Here is a 16,842-nt window from a genome sequence, read left to right on the forward strand (position 1 = left end):
GAAATAATTTTAAAACCAAACATATCGATAGCATTTAAGGCAAATCAGCATAATATCTGAAATCTATTGTTTATTTTTGGCCCATTCTTTTATAATTAATATGCTAAAGCAACACTTACAACAAAAATTATTACAAAAGTTATCACCTCAACAAATACAGTTTATCAAGCTGTTACAGGTGCCAACCGTTGCTTTAGATACCCGCGTAAAAGAAGAACTGGAAGAAAATCCGGCACTTGAAGATCCGAGTTTAATGACCCAGGATGAGCCAAAAAGCGAATACGACGACTTAAACGACGGTCCGGAAGATTACGAACAGTCATCAGAAGATACCAGCATGGACGAATTTAATGTAGATGATTATTTACAGGATGATTCGGCAAACGATTATAGCACCAATTATAACAATGGTGACGACGACGAGGAGAAAAAAGAAACGCCAATCGCTATTGAAAGTACTTTTTTTGAAAGTTTACAAGAGCAGCTCGACCTTATTCCCCTTTCCGATCAGGATTTTATCATTGGAAAGCAAATAATAGGAAGTTTAGATGATGATGGTTATTTACGCCGCCCGCTAGGTTCGATGATTGATGACCTTGCTTTTTCGCAAAATGTGATGGTTGAGGAAGAAGACGTACTGGAAATGTTAAAACTGATTCAAAGTTTTGATCCTCCGGGTATTGGTGCGAGAGATCTGAAAGAGTGTTTATTGATTCAGTTAAAGAGAAAAGATCCGGGCAACCCCATCATTATCAAAGCAATGAATGTGGTAGAAAACTACCTTGATGAATTTACGCGTAAGCATTACGATAAACTAGAAAAAAGTTTAGGTTTAGATAGCGAAGAACTAAAAGAGGTTGTAAACGAAATTTTGCGTTTAAACCCTAAACCGGGTGATGCCAACCAGGTAACCACCAAACAAATGCAGATTATTCCTGATTTTCACATCAGCAATAATGACGGTGTATTAATTCTTACTTTAAACTCAAAAAATGCTCCTGAATTAAAAGTAAGCCGTTCGTACCAAGAAATGTTTGAGCATTACGATAAAGCTTCATCAAAAGATAAAAAACTAAAAGAAGCCGTTCAGTTTGTTAAACAGAAATTAGACTCGGCCAGGTGGTTTATAGATGCCATTAAACAAAGACAACAAACTTTGTTAAAAACGATGAATGCCATTATGCATTATCAATATGAATACTTTTTAACAGCTGATGAGCGTAAAATGCGCCCGATGATTTTAAAAGATATTGCTGATAAGATTGATATGGATATCTCAACCGTATCAAGGGTGGCCAACTCTAAATATGTACAAACAGAATTCGGTACGTTTTTGTTAAAATCATTTTTCTCAGAAGCCATTCAAACCGAAAATGGCGAAGAAGTTTCGAATAAAGAAGTTAAAAAAATATTGGAAGATTGTATCGGTAACGAAGACAAACGTAAACCTTTGGCAGATGAAAAGCTAACCGAAATTTTAAAAGAAAGAGGTTACAATATTGCGCGGAGAACGGTTGCTAAATACCGTGAGCAGATGAATATTCCAGTTGCAAGGTTAAGAAAAGAACTATAGGTCAGTTTGTAGTTTTTGATTTTCGGTTTTTAGTTTACTACAAATTTTCTAAAACTTAAATGGCGAACTTTATAATTGACCTCCGATCCCAATCGTTTGCCCTCTGACCCTAATCGTTTGACCTCTGACCCCAATCGTTTGCCCTCTGACCCCAATCGTTTGCCCTCTGACCCTAATCGTTTGACCTCTGACCCCAATCGTTTGCCCTCTGACCCCAATCGTTTGCCCTCTGACCCCAATCGTTTGACCTCTGACCCCAATCGTTTGCCCTTTGACCCCAATCGTTTGCCCTCTGACCCTAATCGTTTGACCTCTGACCCCAATCGTTTGCCCTCTGACCCTAATCGTTTGACCTCTGACCCCAATCGTTTGCCCTCTGACCCCAATCGTTTGACCTCTGACCCCAATCGTTTGACCTATGACCCCAATCGTTTGACCTCTGACCATAATCGTTTGACCTTTGACCTCAATCGTTTGACCTCTGACCCCAATCGTTTGCCCTTTGACCTCAATCGTTTGCCCTTTGACCTCAATCGTTTGACCTCTGACCCTAATCGTTTGACCTAAAAGCTCCGACTCACTACTTAAAAGCTCCGACTCACTACCTAAAAGCTCCGACCCGTTACCTAAAAGCTCCGACCCGCTACCTAAAAGCTCCGACTCGCTACCTAAAAGCAACTTATCTGCTATTGTTGGCTATGGTGCTTTAACTACAGTGATATCTTGCGCCAGCATAGGAAATGATGGAAGGAGAAAACGTTAAAGCTTTATCGTTACCTTTTCCTTCCATCGTTGCATTGAGGCAGCACACACTTTCCGCCCCCTTCGGCGGAACTTGTGCTGACGACCAAAAAGCTTTAACGAATTTATCCGACATCAGTTCCAAGCCTTTCAGTTATGCCTGGGTGTTTGTTGTTTTTATAGGTAGTCATGCTTTCGCTGCGCTCAGGTTTGTTACTTTTTTATCATGAAAAAGGTAAGAGCCATTCGGTGGCTGACCTGTACCGATTTCATATTGGTAACCGAGGCAAACCCGAGCGAAGCGAAAGTATTAAGATTCCCCCATGTGCGAGAATGACGGCCGTATTAGAAACATTACTGAAAAGATTGCTTCAGCTCGCTCTCCCCCAGCTTCGCAATGACGAATTTAACGCATTTCCTGCATCATGCTATTTGAATTATGCTATCTCCTCCATGCTTTCCGGCATAGGAAATGATGGAGGGAGAAAACGTTAAAGCTTTTATCAATACCTTTTCCTCTATCACTGAATTGAGGCAGCACACACTTTCCGCCCCCTTCGGCGGAACTTGTGCTGACGACCAAAAAGCTTTAACGAATTTATCCGACATCAGTTCCAAGCCTTTCAGTTATGCCTTGGTGTCTGTTGTTTTTATAGGTAGTCATGCTTTCGCTGCACTCAGGTTTGTTACTTTTGGGCCAAGCCAAAAGTAAAAGCCCCCTCGGTGGCGGCCAACCGAGGCAAGCCAGAGCGGAGCGAAAGCATTAAGATTCCCGCATGCGCGAGAATGACGGCCGTGTTAGAAGCATTACTAGAAAGATTGCTTCAGCTCGCTCTCTCCCAGCTTCGCAATGACGAATTTAACGCATTCCCTGCATCATGCTATTTGCACCTCGCTATTTGAATTATGATATCTGCTCCCTGCTTTCCGGCATAGGAAATGATGGAAGGAGAAAACGTTAAAGCTTTATCACTACCTTTCCCTTCATCACAGTATTTGAGGCAGCACCCACTTTCCGCCCCCTTCGGCGGAACTTGTGCTGACGACCAAAAAGCTTTAACGAATTTATCCGACATCAGTTCCAAGCCTTTCAGTTATGCCTTATTGTTTGTTGTTTTTATAGGTAGTCATGCTTTCGCTGCGCTCAGGTTTGTTACTTTTGGGCCAAGCCAAAAGTAAAAGCCCTTCGGTGGCTAACCGAGGCAAACCCGAGCGTAGCGAAAGCATTAAGATTCCCGCATGCGCGAGAATGACGGCCGTTTAGAAACATTACTAAAAAGATTGCTTCAGCTCGCTCTCCCCCAGCTTCGCAATGACGAATTTAACGCATTACCTGCATCATGTTATTTAAACCTCGCTATTTGAATTATGCTATCTGCTCCCTGCTTTCCGGCATAGGAAATGATGGAAGGATAAAACGTTAAAGCTTTCTCGATACCTTTCCTTCCATCGTTGCATTGAGGCAGCACACACTTTCCGCCCCCTTCGGCGGAACTTGTGCTGACGACCAAAAAGCTTTAACGAATTTATCCGACATCAGTTCCAAGCCTTGATTTTTGGTTACCTTTTTATCAAGAAAAAGGTAAGAGCCCCCTCGGCGGCGGTGAGCCGAGGCAAGACTGCGAGAATGGCAAGCCCGAGCAAACTAGCCAAAATAGCGACCGCATTACGATTCCCGCATACGCGAGAACGACGACCGTGTTAAAAACTTACTAAAAAGATTGCTTCGGCTCGCTCTTTCCCAGCCTCGCAATGACGGATTTAACGCATTCCCTCAATGTTTTAAACAGCAGAAAAGTTTTTGAAATACTCCCGATAGCTATCGGATCAGCATGACAATCGCCTTAGGCATAGAGACGAACATGTATGTAAAACCGAGCTACCGCATTACGATTCCCGCATGCGCGAGAATGACGACCGTTTAGAAACATCACTGAAAAGATTGCTTCAGCTCGCTCTCCCCCAGCTTCGCAATGACGAATTTAACGCATTTCCTGCATCATGCTATTTGAATTATGCTATCTGCTCCCTGCTTTCCGGCATAGGAAATGATGGAAGGATAAAACGTTAAAGCTTTATCGTTACCTTTTTCTTTCATTACTGAATTGAGGCAGCACACACTTTCCGCCCCTTCGGCGGAACTTGTGCTGACGACCAAAAAGCTTTAACGAATTTATCCGACATCAGTTCCAAGCCTTGATTTTTGGTTACCTTTTTATCAAGAAAAAGGTAAGAGCCCCCTCGGTGGCGGTGAACCGAGGCAAGCCCGAGCGGAGCGAAAGCATCACGATTCCCGCATGCGCGAGAATGACGGATTTATGGTGCTAGCAAGTCCAAAGATCTCTCCGCTACGGTCGAGATGACGATATTATACATCCCTTCAATGCTGAAAAACTACAAACAGCTCCCCCTCATCACCACATTTTAATATAAGACGGTACTTTATAAATATTATTCAGCAACAGCCCTAAAACAATTTCATGACTCCCACTACTTACCTGGTTCAGTTCCGAAGTAGTAAAATCGTAAGAGTAGGTTAAGTTAACCATTTTACCAATATTAAAACCCGCCATTGCGGCAAAAGAATCATCTTTACGGTAGCTCGCACCCAACCATATTTTATCTTTAAAAGCCAGTTTCAGGTTTAAATCGACAGATACCGGTGCTGGAGAAACGTATTTAAACATCACCGACGGGATAGCTGCAATTTCATCATCAACAAAAAATTTATATCCCGCTGTGGCAAAATAATGCGGCACTTCCTTTCCTAAATTATAATTATTATCACCTGAAAAACTTAGTTTTTGTGGCAAAATCTGCTGAACAGATAAACCTGCAAATAACCTTGCGCCGTATAACCATAAACCAATACTTAAATCAGGCTTAATCTGGTTAACCAAGGCTCTGTTTAATACCGGATCAATCGGCATATCAAAAGTAAGTGCATTAACATCCAATGATATACTCGAAATCCCAGCGGCAATACCAGCCGATAAGTTAAAATTATTGCTTAACTGCAAATGGTAAGCATAGGTAACATTTGCATCCAACCTTTTTATCGGCCCGGTTTTATCCAGCACAGCTGTAACCCCCATCCCATGATGTGAAGGCGACGACATGTAGTTTTGCATGTAATTCCGATCCATCGGATTTCCGGTTTGCTCCGGAAAAGAAGTTAACGCATTACTCCATAATTGCTTATCTCCCAAAGCCCAATGTGCAGAAACAAAAGATGTTTGCGGCGCATCGGTAATACCCGACCACTGCTTGCGGTAACCTGCTTTAAAATCAAGGTAATTTTCGATGCCCGAAAGTGCCGGATTTAATAAATATTGATTAAAAATGTACTGGGTATATTGTGGTTTTTGTTGCGCAAAAGCTTTAACCGACACTAAAAGTGCAAATATGAAGATGATTCTTTTCAATTTTATCTGATTATAGTAAGCGGTCCGGTTATAGTTTTCCTGCCATTACGCGGATTTATAATAAAGTAGTAAACCCCTACAGGTAATGGTTCGTTCTGGTAGGTACCATCGAATGGAATTTTATACCCAGTACTAAAAAACACCTTATTTCCGTTTCTGTTAAAAACTTCTACAGTTGCATTTGGATAAGATTCTAAATACTTAATAATCCAGGTATCGTTTACATTATCCCCATTTGGCGTAAAAGAATTTGGAGGCGTTAAAACCTGTAGTACCTTAACCAATACTTTTGAAGTGGTTACACAACCTTCGGGCTGCGTAGTGGCCGTTAAAGTATACTCAGTATCCTCATCCGGCGAGGCCACCGGATTTAAGACATCGGTTCTATTCAGCCCCTTTGCCGGAGCCCATTCGTATTTTAAATTATTTCCTTCAGCACTTGCCGGAATTTCAACTTGTCCGCCAGCCAAAAGATAAATCAGCGTACCAGCATTAGCCACTGGCGATTTGTATACTGTAATGGTATTTGAAATGGAAGTGGAACAGCCATTATCTCCGGTAAAGGTAAAAGTAATGGTGTGTGGCCCAACTCCGGCTATTTTAGGGTTAAAAGTGCCATTTGCACGCATACCATCACCACTGTATACGCCGGGAGGCCCATTCAGTTCTAATCCGGTTTTCTGTTTGCCTTGCGTGATTAAAACCGTACCATCGGCCTCACAAACAGGGGGAATATCATCAAATACCAATTGAGGAACTGGTTTTAAGGTAAGTGTTTGATCTGAAAATTTAGAACAGTTTTCTCCTGAATAAGCTACAAGCCTGATGGTAAAAGTTTGGTCGGCAGCACCACCAAAGTTATCATATTTAAGAACAAAAATTTCGTTATCATCCGGATAATTGATTGTTTTATAAATGGAAGATTCCCTGCCAAAATCTCTGTAAATTTCAATCTTTGTAATGCGACCGGTAAATACAGAAGCAGTATTCTTAATCAAAATATCTTCGGTTGCGCAGCTATTATTATTTATAATTTCAAAATCAGCAGCTTTTACATCACCATTAACATTAAAGGTTTGCGCGAAAGATGTTTCACAGCCTTCAGCATTTTTAAGACTTAGTGTAACCGTGTAAACTCCTAAACTTGTTGGCGTAAAAGCCCCATCAAAACCGGTAGATGTAGCAACTGTATTGCCATTAAAGGCATAAGTCCATTTTGCAGTTAAACCTGTTGTACTAACATCGGTATTTTTAGAAGTATTTTTAAACCTGGCTACCCCATCAGCCAAACAGAAATCAGGAAGTGTAAAATTCAAATCCTTAGGAGGATCATACACATTTATATTAACGCGCTTAACATTTGAGCACCCAAGATCACTTTCAACAGTTAAAGTAATGGTATAAGCACCAGGAGCAGCATATTGATGCACAGGGGCTACATGATTATCCGTTATTGCAGGAGTACTTCCATCACCAAAATTCCAGGTCCACTTTACAATGGTTCCGGTGGCCTCGATGCTTGATTGATCTGTTAAAACAGTTGGCGTATTGGTGCACAATCCGTTCACATCAAAATTGGCCAATGGCGAAGGATTTATTAAAATTTCGACAGGATCCGAAGTATCCGAACAATTCGAACCCGTGGTAACAGTTAACCTTACTATATATTTACCTGCTTTGGTATAAATGTGCTCCGGATTTTGTGCGGTAGCAGGCGTACTACCATCACCAAAATCCCATAACCACTTGGTTACAGCGAAATCGGCATTATTAGGTATGCTCGCATCTGTAAATTTCACAGCAGCATTTGAACAACCAACAACAGGATCAAACTTTGCAGTCGGAAGATCGTAAATATTAAACGTATAATTTGTTGTTAAATCACCCGATACGCATGACGATGTATTGGGCACATGGGCAACAATTTCTAAACTGTGCTTACCTTTTTCAGCATAGGTTTTGGTATAAGGCGATTCAAAAGTAAAGATGTTCGATCCATCAGGCAAAGTTTTAGTTTCGATAAGCACGGGTGGATTTTGATTAATAACAGTTTCATTATCCAGCGACCAATTGATGTAATCAGGCTTATATGGAAGCGAAAGCTTAATATTGTACGTTTCCCCAACGCATCCGTTTTGTCCCTCTTCATTTTTAGCAGTATTAAAAACTGTGAGGTAGTTGTTCGACGATAAATTTGTACCCGCAGAATAAGCATAAGATTCATGATCGCCAAAGCCATAAGCAATCGCATTAAAACCATCATCAGCGGTAAGCGTTATACTCTCCGCATTAACAGGTATTTGTGTGTAAGAATAAGTAGGATTACCATCCAATACCGTCCAGTTGGTACCAGGGGCTATCCCATTATACCTAAAGCCCGCTATCTTGTCAGTCTTAATTAATACGTTTACATATTTGTTGCTAATATTCTGTAAACCAGATGAAAAAACGGTAACACTTTTAATGTTAAATTCTATCGGGTTCAAGATTACCATTTCAGGATCGCCGATTATCCCCCCTCCGCTGGCTGCAGAACAATCTTGCGATAAGGAGTACTGCGCTACACTGATTAACTTATTAGCAGTGATAAAAGTAGAAGCTGTTAACTGATCGCTTTCTATAAATCTGCCTTTATTAACGGTGTAGGTATTGCCATTATAAGTAACACTGGTATTGTCTTCCTGAGCAAGAATCCTGACGATGTATTTCCTGTTTATAAAAGGTACAACACCATAATTTTTTCCCCAACTGTTTGTAGCATAAAGCTGCTGGAACAATGGATCCTGAGAAGTATTACACACAATACCTATTACCGAAGTTCCAGAAAATGCAGCAAAACGTTTGCAGGATGATGTTGCGGGATCAGTTTCTACAAAAACCCCAGTCAAATCCTGTGTTCCCGAAGCCAGATATTCATAAACGTCGCCAGCCTTATGTAGGGTTATAGGTATTGTTGTATTATTGCTTTCATGTAAAATAATATTTGTTTCATCTTCTACCGCCATTAAGGTTAAAAAATTATTTCCACCGCTGCTTTGGGTAAAGTTCATGGAATAATATGTTTGCCCTAAAGTTTCGAAAGGCAAAATTAAAGAAGCCGCAGACCTTGCTGCACCATAAATATGCGTGTAAACAGAAACCTTTGGTTTGCCATCTGTAACCTTAACATGTATCCCCTTATTTGTTAAAACCTGGTTTGCCTCTGTTTGTCCATCAATATAGGCATTGGCTCTTGGTACATCAAACCTAACAGCTGTATTGGCAGGGATAACTTTAGTAACCGGGGCAGCGTTTCCGCAGGTAACAGTTACCTCTGAAGTGGATCTTGAAGTAACAAAAACCGCTATATTTCCATATGGAACTACGCCATTAACAGCTCTTGAGGGCACATGGGTTGGAAAAACCGTCCAAAAATCAGTTCCTTCATTAGAAATATTTTGTCCGAATGCTTTAAGAAAAAACAAAGACACCAATAAAACCAATAACCAATGCCTTTTCATTACCTATCAGTTTAGTTGAAAACGTTATACATTTTTGTTTGATATAGTAGGCAATATACTACAAATCAGCACACAAGAAAAACAATTACTGCAATTTAACAAATTTGAAGCAAATAGCACCTGAGGAGTATTCAATTAGCAGTTTAGGGAATAATTTTGCAAAAAAAATCCTTTGAAATCGGATAGAACAGAAAACAAAAAAGCCAATCTTATTAAAATTGGCTATAATATAAATATTCAGTTGTTACTTTGATCGGATTGATCTCCGCTCCCATATTTTGCAGAGAAATCTTTTGCTTGCTCATCCGCATTAACGTTGTTATGATCTTCCGGTTCTAAATTTTCATCTAATCGATCATTCCAATCATTCAATCCCTGATCAGGATGTTGTTTATTTTCTTCAGTAAAATCGGATTTAGATTTGGCCTGGTTTTGTTTTTGATTATCCATTTTGAGGTTTATTTCATTTAAAACATCACCTTAACTAGAAAGTTTTATTCACCGCAATTATTTAACCGGAGGTTCATCTTTAGCATCTTTAAATTCCTTAACACTCTTCCCTATCCCACGCATTAACTCTGGTAACTTTTTACCCCCGAAAATGAGCAAAATCACCACTCCTATTAAAATAATTTCTATTGCCGACATATCCCTATATATTTTGAACAATATACGTTAATTCTCCTGAATTGGTTTAATTAGATTTTTGTAATGAGATCCAACCGGAACAAGATGCTTTACCATCAGCAAGAAAGATCCTGAAAACATAAAATACCCACACACAATTACAATTTATCTCAGCACTTCAATGAGCAATCCGATAATAGTATATTCTACTTTAAACCCTAAACAGAAATAGCATTTAAAGTTCTTTTTTTAATTTTTGGTACTGCACCATGTCTTAAAAATTCAGCGTAACCTTTTAATTGTTTAATGGATTTAATGGCCTCATATCCTTCATATGATGTTCTGATTTTATTCAGCAACATGGTATCTGTTTTAAACATATCGTTTTCCACTAAAATCCCTTTACTTAAAAAATTTTTAATCAATTCGGCCATCTTCCCATTGGCATAAAGGTGCAGCGGGAGTTTAAACACTTCATTGTTTAGTTTTTCAAAAACGTCATTAATCCAGTTTGCCTCAGTTTCTGCATTTACCGCAATTTTCCCATTTTTTAAAACAATAGCGGTTAAAAATTCGCGTGCGCGCTGGCGCGAAATTATCCCTCCATGCACCCCATCCCGTAAAGTATAATCCAACCGATCTGCACAAAGCGCTGGCAAAGGCTGTTCTAAAATATCAAATGTGCCATATAAAATCTGGTTAACATCATATCCATATTTTAACAATACATCAGGTACTTCCGATTTGCACAAAACCGCTGCAAAAACTTTTTCATGGTAATCTTCATCTGTATTACCAAAAACATAATCGCCAACATGAGAAAAAGCCGTATGCGAAATATCATGTAGCAAACCCGCAATTTGCTCAAGTTCAGAACCACCAAGCATTCTAATCAACATGGTTACTCCGATGGCATGTTCTAAACGCGAATGGCAGATATCAGGATTAACCAAAAATATGGCACCACTTTGATGTACCCCCGCCAATCTTTTTAAAATAGCTGTTTCTAAAAGATCTGAAAATACTTCAGGTAATTCCATTTTGCCGTATAAAAAATCATTAAGCTGAATCATATTTTCAAATTTAAATTTAGGGATTAATCAGGCTCAAAAATACTAAATAATTTAGCTTTATCATTTAAATTTATCCACATTAAAAATAATCAAAGCTAAAATAATTAGCCTAAAAACCAACTTTCAAATATTTTGAAAGCTATTATTACAATTTAATGATCAACAAAGCCTATGGCGAAAAAACAAGCCAGTAAATTAAACGTTATACTTGTAAAAAAACAGCTATGGCAACCGCTCAACAAATAAGAAATGCATATTTAGATTATGTATTAAGCAACAATGAAAAACCAAAATCGGTTTATGTTTTCGCAAAGAAAATTAAAATTACCGAAGCGGATTTTTATCAATTCTTCTCTTCTTTTGAAAGCATAGAAAAAACCATTTGGTTTGAGCTTACGTTTGAAACCATCAGCAAAATAAAAGAACAGGAAGTTTGGCTCCAGTATACAGCAAGAGAAAAAATGCTTTCTTTCTTTTACAGTTACCTGGAAAACCTTAAAAATCAACGCAGTTTTATTATATACAGTTTAAAAAATCACCGCGGTAAATTTGCTACCCCTGATGTTTTAGCCGGTGTAAAACCCATTTTTGAAAACTTTGCACAGGAGATTATTGAAGAAGGTTTAGACAGCGGAGAACTTGCCGAACGCCGTTTTTTAAGCAAAAGATATAAAGATGCCTTATGGATCCAATTTGCTTTTATTGTTAATTTCTGGATTAACGATGACAGTGAAGGTTTTGAAAAAAGTGACGAAGCAATAGAAAAAGGCATTAACGTAACCTTTGATCTTTTTCAGCATTCGCCAATTGACAATTTACTAGAATACGGCAAGTTTTTATCTAGAAATGGAAAGTTTGCAGATAAGATGAGGTTTTAAACGATAAATGAAGACACAAAAAAGTATTCCTACCACGAAAGTAGAACGCTCTGCAAAATTTGTTAAAACAGGAATCCAAATCGGGGGCAATTACATAAAACATTATTCAAAAAAACTGTTCAATCCGGATATGGATCGCGATCAGTTGAATGAGGATAATGCAACAGACATTTATAAATCGCTAAGCGAACTAAAAGGAAGTGCTTTAAAAATTGCACAGATGCTGAGCATGGATAAAAATATCCTGCCAAAATCTTACGTCGATAAATTTACACAATCGCATTACAATGCCCCACCCCTTTCTGGTCCTTTAATTGTACGCACATTTACCAAAAATTTCGGCAAAACACCTGAAGATATTTACGATAGTTTTAACCTTATTTCGAGCAATGCCGCCTCAATTGGCCAGGTTCATCAAGCCATGCTCAATGGAAAAAAACTTGCAATAAAAATTCAATATCCAGGGGTTGGCGACAGTATTTCTTCTGATTTGAAGCTGGTAAAACCTTTCGCATTCCGTTTACTCGGCATGTCTGAAAGGGAATTAAATGTTTACATTAAAGAAGTTGAAGAACGTTTATTGGAAGAAACAGATTATGAACTGGAAGTTAAACGCTCCATTGAATTTTCTGAAGCCTGCAAAAACCTCAATCATGTTGTATTTCCAAAATATTATCCAGAGCTATCAGGAAAACGGATTATTACCATGGATTGGATTGAAGGGCTGCACTTAAAAGAGTTTTTACAAACAAATCCTTCGCAGGAATTGAGGAACAAAATTGGCCAGGCCCTTTGGGATTTTTATAATTTTCAACAACACGAACTCAGGGCAGTACATGCCGATCCACATCCGGGAAATTTTATGATTACCCCTGATGAAAACCTTGGCGTAATCGATTTTGGATGTATTAAAGAGCTACCTGATGATTTTTACTATCCATTTTTCGCATTAATTTCTACTGATGTGATTAACGATAAAAACAAAACGGTTGATGCCTTTAGAAAACTGGATATGATTCATACAGATGATACTCCGGAACAAGTAGAATTTTACCACAAATCCTACAAGGAAATGATCAGCCTGTTTGCAAAACCATATATCAGTGAGTCTTTTGATTTTAGCAAACCTGATTTCTTCGAGCAACTGTATATTTATGGTGAAAAGATTTCCAAAATGCCTGAGTTTAAGCAAGCCCGTGGCGTAAAACACTTCATTTATGTAAACCGCACCAACTTTGGTTTATATACCATATTACATGAGTTGAAAGCAACTGTTAAAACAGATACTTTTAAACCACATGTTAATCTTTAAAAAGAAATATAAACCGTCATTCTCTAGTAATTGGGAATGACGATGATCTATAATTCAGAAAAATCTTTTTTAAGCGGTCCCTCAATGTTACTATCAGCACCTCACTATCTGGTATAAGAAATGATTGTATTTTATTAAGCGTTTTTCTTTACCACTTCTACCATATGGTCGATATCGAATGGCTTTTCGATATAATCATCAGCTTTGCAATCTTCAGCCTGCTGTGGGAGATTGTTGGATGTAGAGGTTAATACGGCAGATACATCTTCAGTATCCGGATCAGATTTTAATGCTTTAATTACTTCCGAACCTTTTTTTCTTCCTTTGATGTGGTCATCTACAATAACAAGGTCTGGATCTATTCTATCTATATTGTCTATCGGTTCAGTGGTAAGTGATGCTGTAACATCAAAACCTTCTTCTTCCAATACCTGGTCCATTATATCAAGGATATCTTTATTATCCTGAACAAGTACAACCTTTTTCTTCATAAATAAAACAGACTAAAATCTTGTTAAATATAAAGAAAAACTAGAATCCTGGAATGCTTCTTAAAATATTTTACAATTGGAAAAGAAAATTTCAAGTTTTCGTCTTGAATTAATGCCTGTTCGTCGACTATTAGTTATCGGTTGTATAATAATGCAATATGGCCTGCAACGTTTTTCATTTCATGGCGTCTTATCTACAAAACTTAAACAAAAACACTTAAACATTTAAATAACAATTAATTAACATTTAATTTTTAAATAAAGATATTATGAAAACCTCATTCAAAACCCTAATCGCAACTTCATTAACAGCAATCGTTCTTACTTCAGCTGCATTTACCACAAGTGTATCAGCAAGAGAAAAAGATCCTGAAAACATTATCAAAATTGCCGCTTTTAAAAGAGTTTCTGTAAAAGGAAATATCGAGCTAACCATTATACAGAGAAATGCTATCGGTGTTGCATATAATGATGACAATACCGGAACCGCTAAAGTGATGCAAGATGGAGACAATTTAAAAATTACATCAACCAGCATTGAAAAAGTAAAACTAACAATTTATGTAAACGACTTCTACAGAATTGAAGCATCAGAAAATGCCGTTGTTAAAACTGAAGGAAAATTAACTACAAAATATCTTCAAATCTTTTTAAAAGGAAATGCCCATGCAGAAATCAATACCAGCACTGAAGGTTTATATACTGTAATTGCAGAAAATGCAGATTTAAAATTAAGCGAGCTTTACCGATAACCATTCATTGGTGATGGGCAACTCCCAAAAACTAACCATAGATAGGTTTGCAGCTTTAAAAACCAACATCAGTTCGATAGAAACTGTTGCGGTAGAAAAAGAGATTGCCTCAATTAAATAACATTAAAACACACTAATGAAATAAGGCTTTCTGATCTGATCAGAAAGCCTTTTATTTTTTCACCAATAATGATTTGAAGTAATATTCACAAAACGAAAGATGGCCTACAATTAAAAAAATTATTGAAGCAAAATAAGGCTAGTGATGTGCGTAAGCGGTTTCCAATTCGGCAACTTCTACTTCGCCATCGGCAGTAATTTCCAAAAGCTTTACTGCTTTTAGTTCATTTACCATCACCGGATCGTATTTAGCACGAACTTTAACATAGTTTTTTGTAAACCCATGCATGTAACCTGATTTTTGATCAGCTTCGAAAAGCACTTCTCCTTCAGTACCAATTTGCGATTGGTAGAAAGCCCTGCGTTTTTTATCAGATAAGATATGGAGCATTTTACTCCGTTCATTGCGTACGCTACCGGCAACAACACCTTTCATTTCGGCAGCAGCCGTAAGTTCACGTTCTGAATAGGTAAATACATGCAAATAAGAAATATCAAGTTGGTTTAAAAACTGGTAAGTATCCAGGAAATCTTCTTTGGTTTCGCCAGGAAATCCAACGATAACATCTACACCAATACAGCAGTGTGGCATTACCTCTTTAATTTTAGCAACACGCTCTACATATAAATCGGTACGGTACCGACGGCGCATTAAACCTAAAATTTTATCAGAACCTGATTGTAAAGGAATATGAAAATGTGGAACAAATCTTTTTGATGTAGCCACAAACTGAATGATTTCATTACTTAAGAGATTAGGCTCAATTGATGAAATACGGATTCTTTCAATTCCTTCAACCTCATCCAAAGCTTTAACAAGGTCGAAGAATTTATCTTCCCGCTGGCCATTACGAATCCCGAAATCTCCCAGGTTTACCCCTGTTAACACAATTTCCTTTACACCGCTTTCGGCAATCATTTTTGCCCGGTTCACCACATTTTCGATGGTATCGCTACGGCTTGCGCCACGGGCCAACGGAATGGTACAATAGGTACATGGATAATCGCAACCATCCTGTACTTTCAAAAAAGTACGGGTTCTATCGCCGATAGAATAAGAAGCAATAAAATTGTGGTTTACTTTTTCTATATTTTGCTGATGAACAACAGCTTTAGGTTGTTTTGTTAAATCGGTAATGTACTCAACAATCCTGAATTTTTCTGCAGCACCTAAAACCATATCAACGCCTTCTATTTCGGCAATTTCCTGTGGTTTTAACTGTGCGTAACATCCTACTATGGTTACAAAAGCATTAGGAGAATATTTTAATGCTTCTTTAACAACTTTACGGCATTTTTTATCTGCGTGTTCGGTTACCGAGCAAGTATTGATCACATAAACATCAGCCTGATCCTGAAACTCTACTACAGCATATCCTGCATCAGTAAATAACCTACCAATGGTTGAAGTTTCTGAGAAATTTAGTTTACAACCTAATGTATAAAATGCGACCTTTTTCATTGAGGTTGCAAAGATAAGAAATTTGTTTGGAGTTGGGAGTTTGCGGCAGTTATACCGCACATATTACAGTGAATTAACAAAAGATAGGTTTAGATTTGAGCGTTTGGAGCTTAAAAATTCCCTAAATAGATTAACTTACGGCAAACATACAACTCAACACGCCCAGCTAATTTTCCTGCCAGCGGTAACTTTCCTGCTCAAAGCCGGCTAAATCCAATACCCTGCTCACAACTGTTCCGGCAACATCTTCAATGCTTTTGGGTAAACTGTAAAAAGAAGGATTTGCAGGACATATTATTCCACCTGCTTCGGTAATAGTTTTCATATTATTGATATGGATTAAACTAAAAGGTGTATCTCTAACCACAGCAATTAACTTTCTACGTTCTTTTAATATTACATCAGCAGCCCTGGAGATCAAATCGTTGGAAATACCATGTGCAATACGCCCTAGCGTACCCATAGAGCATGGAACGATAATCATTGTATCATATTTTGCAGATCCTGATGCGAAAGGGGCATTAAAATCATTTTTATTGTAGAAAGTAAAATCACTGAATTGGTCATAATCCTGGTTTCCAAGCTCAAATTTCCATACTTCTTTAGCATTGTCGCTCATTACTACCCCTACTGCTTCAATCTGGTCTTTAAGTTTCAATAACTGTCCAAATAACACCTTTGCATATATCGAACCGCTAGCTCCGGTAACCGCAACAATCACTTTCTTTTTTATCATCATACAAAAATAGGTTTTGTGAAAGATACTAAATAAAAAAGGGCCAGAACATTGTTCTGACCCTACATCTACCTATGAAAAACATACCCTCGAAAGGGTAAGAACAAATATATATAAATTTTTAAAAAAATATAAGTGAGAAGTGTTAAATC

The 16,842-nt window shown here is 38.1% G+C and carries 15 protein-coding genes; 7 read left to right on the plus strand and 8 right to left on the minus strand.

Features of this window, described 5'->3' with window-relative positions; all coding sequences use genetic code 11:
• Positions 1-100: 100 nt before the first annotated feature.
• The 4 genes from rpoN (at position 101) to AC0IWE_RS08055 (ending at position 3,493) form a co-directional block, all read left to right on the plus strand.
• Positions 101-1,573, plus strand: coding sequence for an RNA polymerase factor sigma-54 (rpoN, locus tag AC0IWE_RS08040; RefSeq protein ID WP_055905386.1), 1,473 nt, complete (start codon positions 101-103; stop codon positions 1,571-1,573).
• Between the two features lie 740 nt (positions 1,574-2,313).
• Complete coding sequence (locus AC0IWE_RS08045) at positions 2,314-2,544, plus strand: hypothetical protein (protein WP_471792644.1); 231 nt, start codon at positions 2,314-2,316, stop codon at positions 2,542-2,544.
• 242 nt (positions 2,545-2,786) lie between these two features.
• On the plus strand, positions 2,787-3,026 hold the full coding sequence (locus AC0IWE_RS08050; protein ID WP_471792645.1) for a hypothetical protein: 240 nt from the start codon (positions 2,787-2,789) through the stop codon (positions 3,024-3,026).
• A 227-nt stretch (positions 3,027-3,253) separates the two neighbouring features.
• On the plus strand, positions 3,254-3,493 hold the full coding sequence (locus AC0IWE_RS08055) for a hypothetical protein (RefSeq protein WP_471792646.1): 240 nt from the start codon (positions 3,254-3,256) through the stop codon (positions 3,491-3,493).
• 1,235 nt (positions 3,494-4,728) lie between these two features.
• Here AC0IWE_RS08055 and AC0IWE_RS08060 read toward each other — a convergent pair.
• From AC0IWE_RS08060 to AC0IWE_RS08080, 5 genes are all read right to left on the minus strand, one after another.
• The gene (locus tag AC0IWE_RS08060) at positions 4,729-5,739 is read right to left on the minus strand and encodes a PorP/SprF family type IX secretion system membrane protein (protein ID WP_463495480.1); all 1,011 of its coding nucleotides are present in this window, start codon (positions 5,737-5,739) and stop codon (positions 4,729-4,731) included.
• Between the two features lie 2 nt (positions 5,740-5,741).
• Positions 5,742-9,239, minus strand: a complete 3,498-nt coding sequence (locus AC0IWE_RS08065; RefSeq protein WP_471792647.1) for a PKD domain-containing protein — start codon at positions 9,237-9,239, stop codon at positions 5,742-5,744.
• Between the two features lie 237 nt (positions 9,240-9,476).
• Positions 9,477-9,689 carry a hypothetical protein gene (locus tag AC0IWE_RS08070; protein WP_055905402.1) on the minus strand — a complete coding sequence of 71 codons (213 nt, stop codon included), beginning with the start codon at positions 9,687-9,689 and terminating at the stop codon, positions 9,477-9,479.
• Positions 9,690-9,746: 57 nt separating this feature from the next.
• Entirely contained in the window at positions 9,747-9,887 is a 141-nt protein-coding gene (locus AC0IWE_RS08075) for a Sec-independent protein translocase subunit TatA/TatB (protein WP_029280163.1), read from the minus strand.
• Positions 9,888-10,084: 197 nt separating this feature from the next.
• Positions 10,085-10,939 carry an HD domain-containing protein gene (locus AC0IWE_RS08080; RefSeq protein ID WP_471792648.1) on the minus strand — a complete coding sequence of 285 codons (855 nt, stop codon included), beginning with the start codon at positions 10,937-10,939 and terminating at the stop codon, positions 10,085-10,087.
• A 224-nt stretch (positions 10,940-11,163) separates the two neighbouring features.
• Between AC0IWE_RS08080 and AC0IWE_RS08085 the strand changes: the two genes are divergently transcribed.
• Complete coding sequence (locus AC0IWE_RS08085; RefSeq protein ID WP_055905407.1) at positions 11,164-11,817, plus strand: TetR/AcrR family transcriptional regulator; 654 nt, start codon at positions 11,164-11,166, stop codon at positions 11,815-11,817.
• Between the two features lie 7 nt (positions 11,818-11,824).
• Positions 11,825-13,129 (plus strand): ABC1 kinase family protein, encoded by a 1,305-nt coding sequence (locus AC0IWE_RS08090; RefSeq protein WP_471792649.1) that lies wholly within the window; start codon positions 11,825-11,827, stop codon positions 13,127-13,129.
• A 134-nt stretch (positions 13,130-13,263) separates the two neighbouring features.
• Here AC0IWE_RS08090 and AC0IWE_RS08095 read toward each other — a convergent pair whose 3' ends face one another.
• On the minus strand, positions 13,264-13,620 hold the full coding sequence (locus tag AC0IWE_RS08095) for a response regulator (protein WP_055905413.1): 357 nt from the start codon (positions 13,618-13,620) through the stop codon (positions 13,264-13,266).
• 269 nt (positions 13,621-13,889) lie between these two features.
• Here AC0IWE_RS08095 and AC0IWE_RS08100 point away from each other — a divergent pair, with 269 nt between their 5' ends.
• The gene (locus AC0IWE_RS08100) at positions 13,890-14,372 is read left to right on the plus strand and encodes a GIN domain-containing protein (protein ID WP_471792650.1); all 483 of its coding nucleotides are present in this window, start codon (positions 13,890-13,892) and stop codon (positions 14,370-14,372) included.
• A gap of 259 nt (positions 14,373-14,631) precedes the next feature.
• On the opposite strand, the gene mtaB is transcribed toward AC0IWE_RS08100, so the two are convergent.
• Together mtaB and AC0IWE_RS08110 are read right to left on the minus strand one after the other, a co-directional pair.
• Positions 14,632-15,954, minus strand: coding sequence for a tRNA (N(6)-L-threonylcarbamoyladenosine(37)-C(2))-methylthiotransferase MtaB (gene mtaB / locus AC0IWE_RS08105; RefSeq protein WP_463495492.1), 1,323 nt, complete (start codon positions 15,952-15,954; stop codon positions 14,632-14,634).
• Positions 15,955-16,120: 166 nt separating this feature from the next.
• Positions 16,121-16,690, minus strand: a complete 570-nt coding sequence (locus AC0IWE_RS08110) for a UbiX family flavin prenyltransferase (RefSeq protein ID WP_055905422.1) — start codon at positions 16,688-16,690, stop codon at positions 16,121-16,123.
• Positions 16,691-16,842: the final 152 nt, after the last annotated feature.

The sequence above is a fragment of the Pedobacter sp. AC402 genome (genome assembly GCF_979252805.1).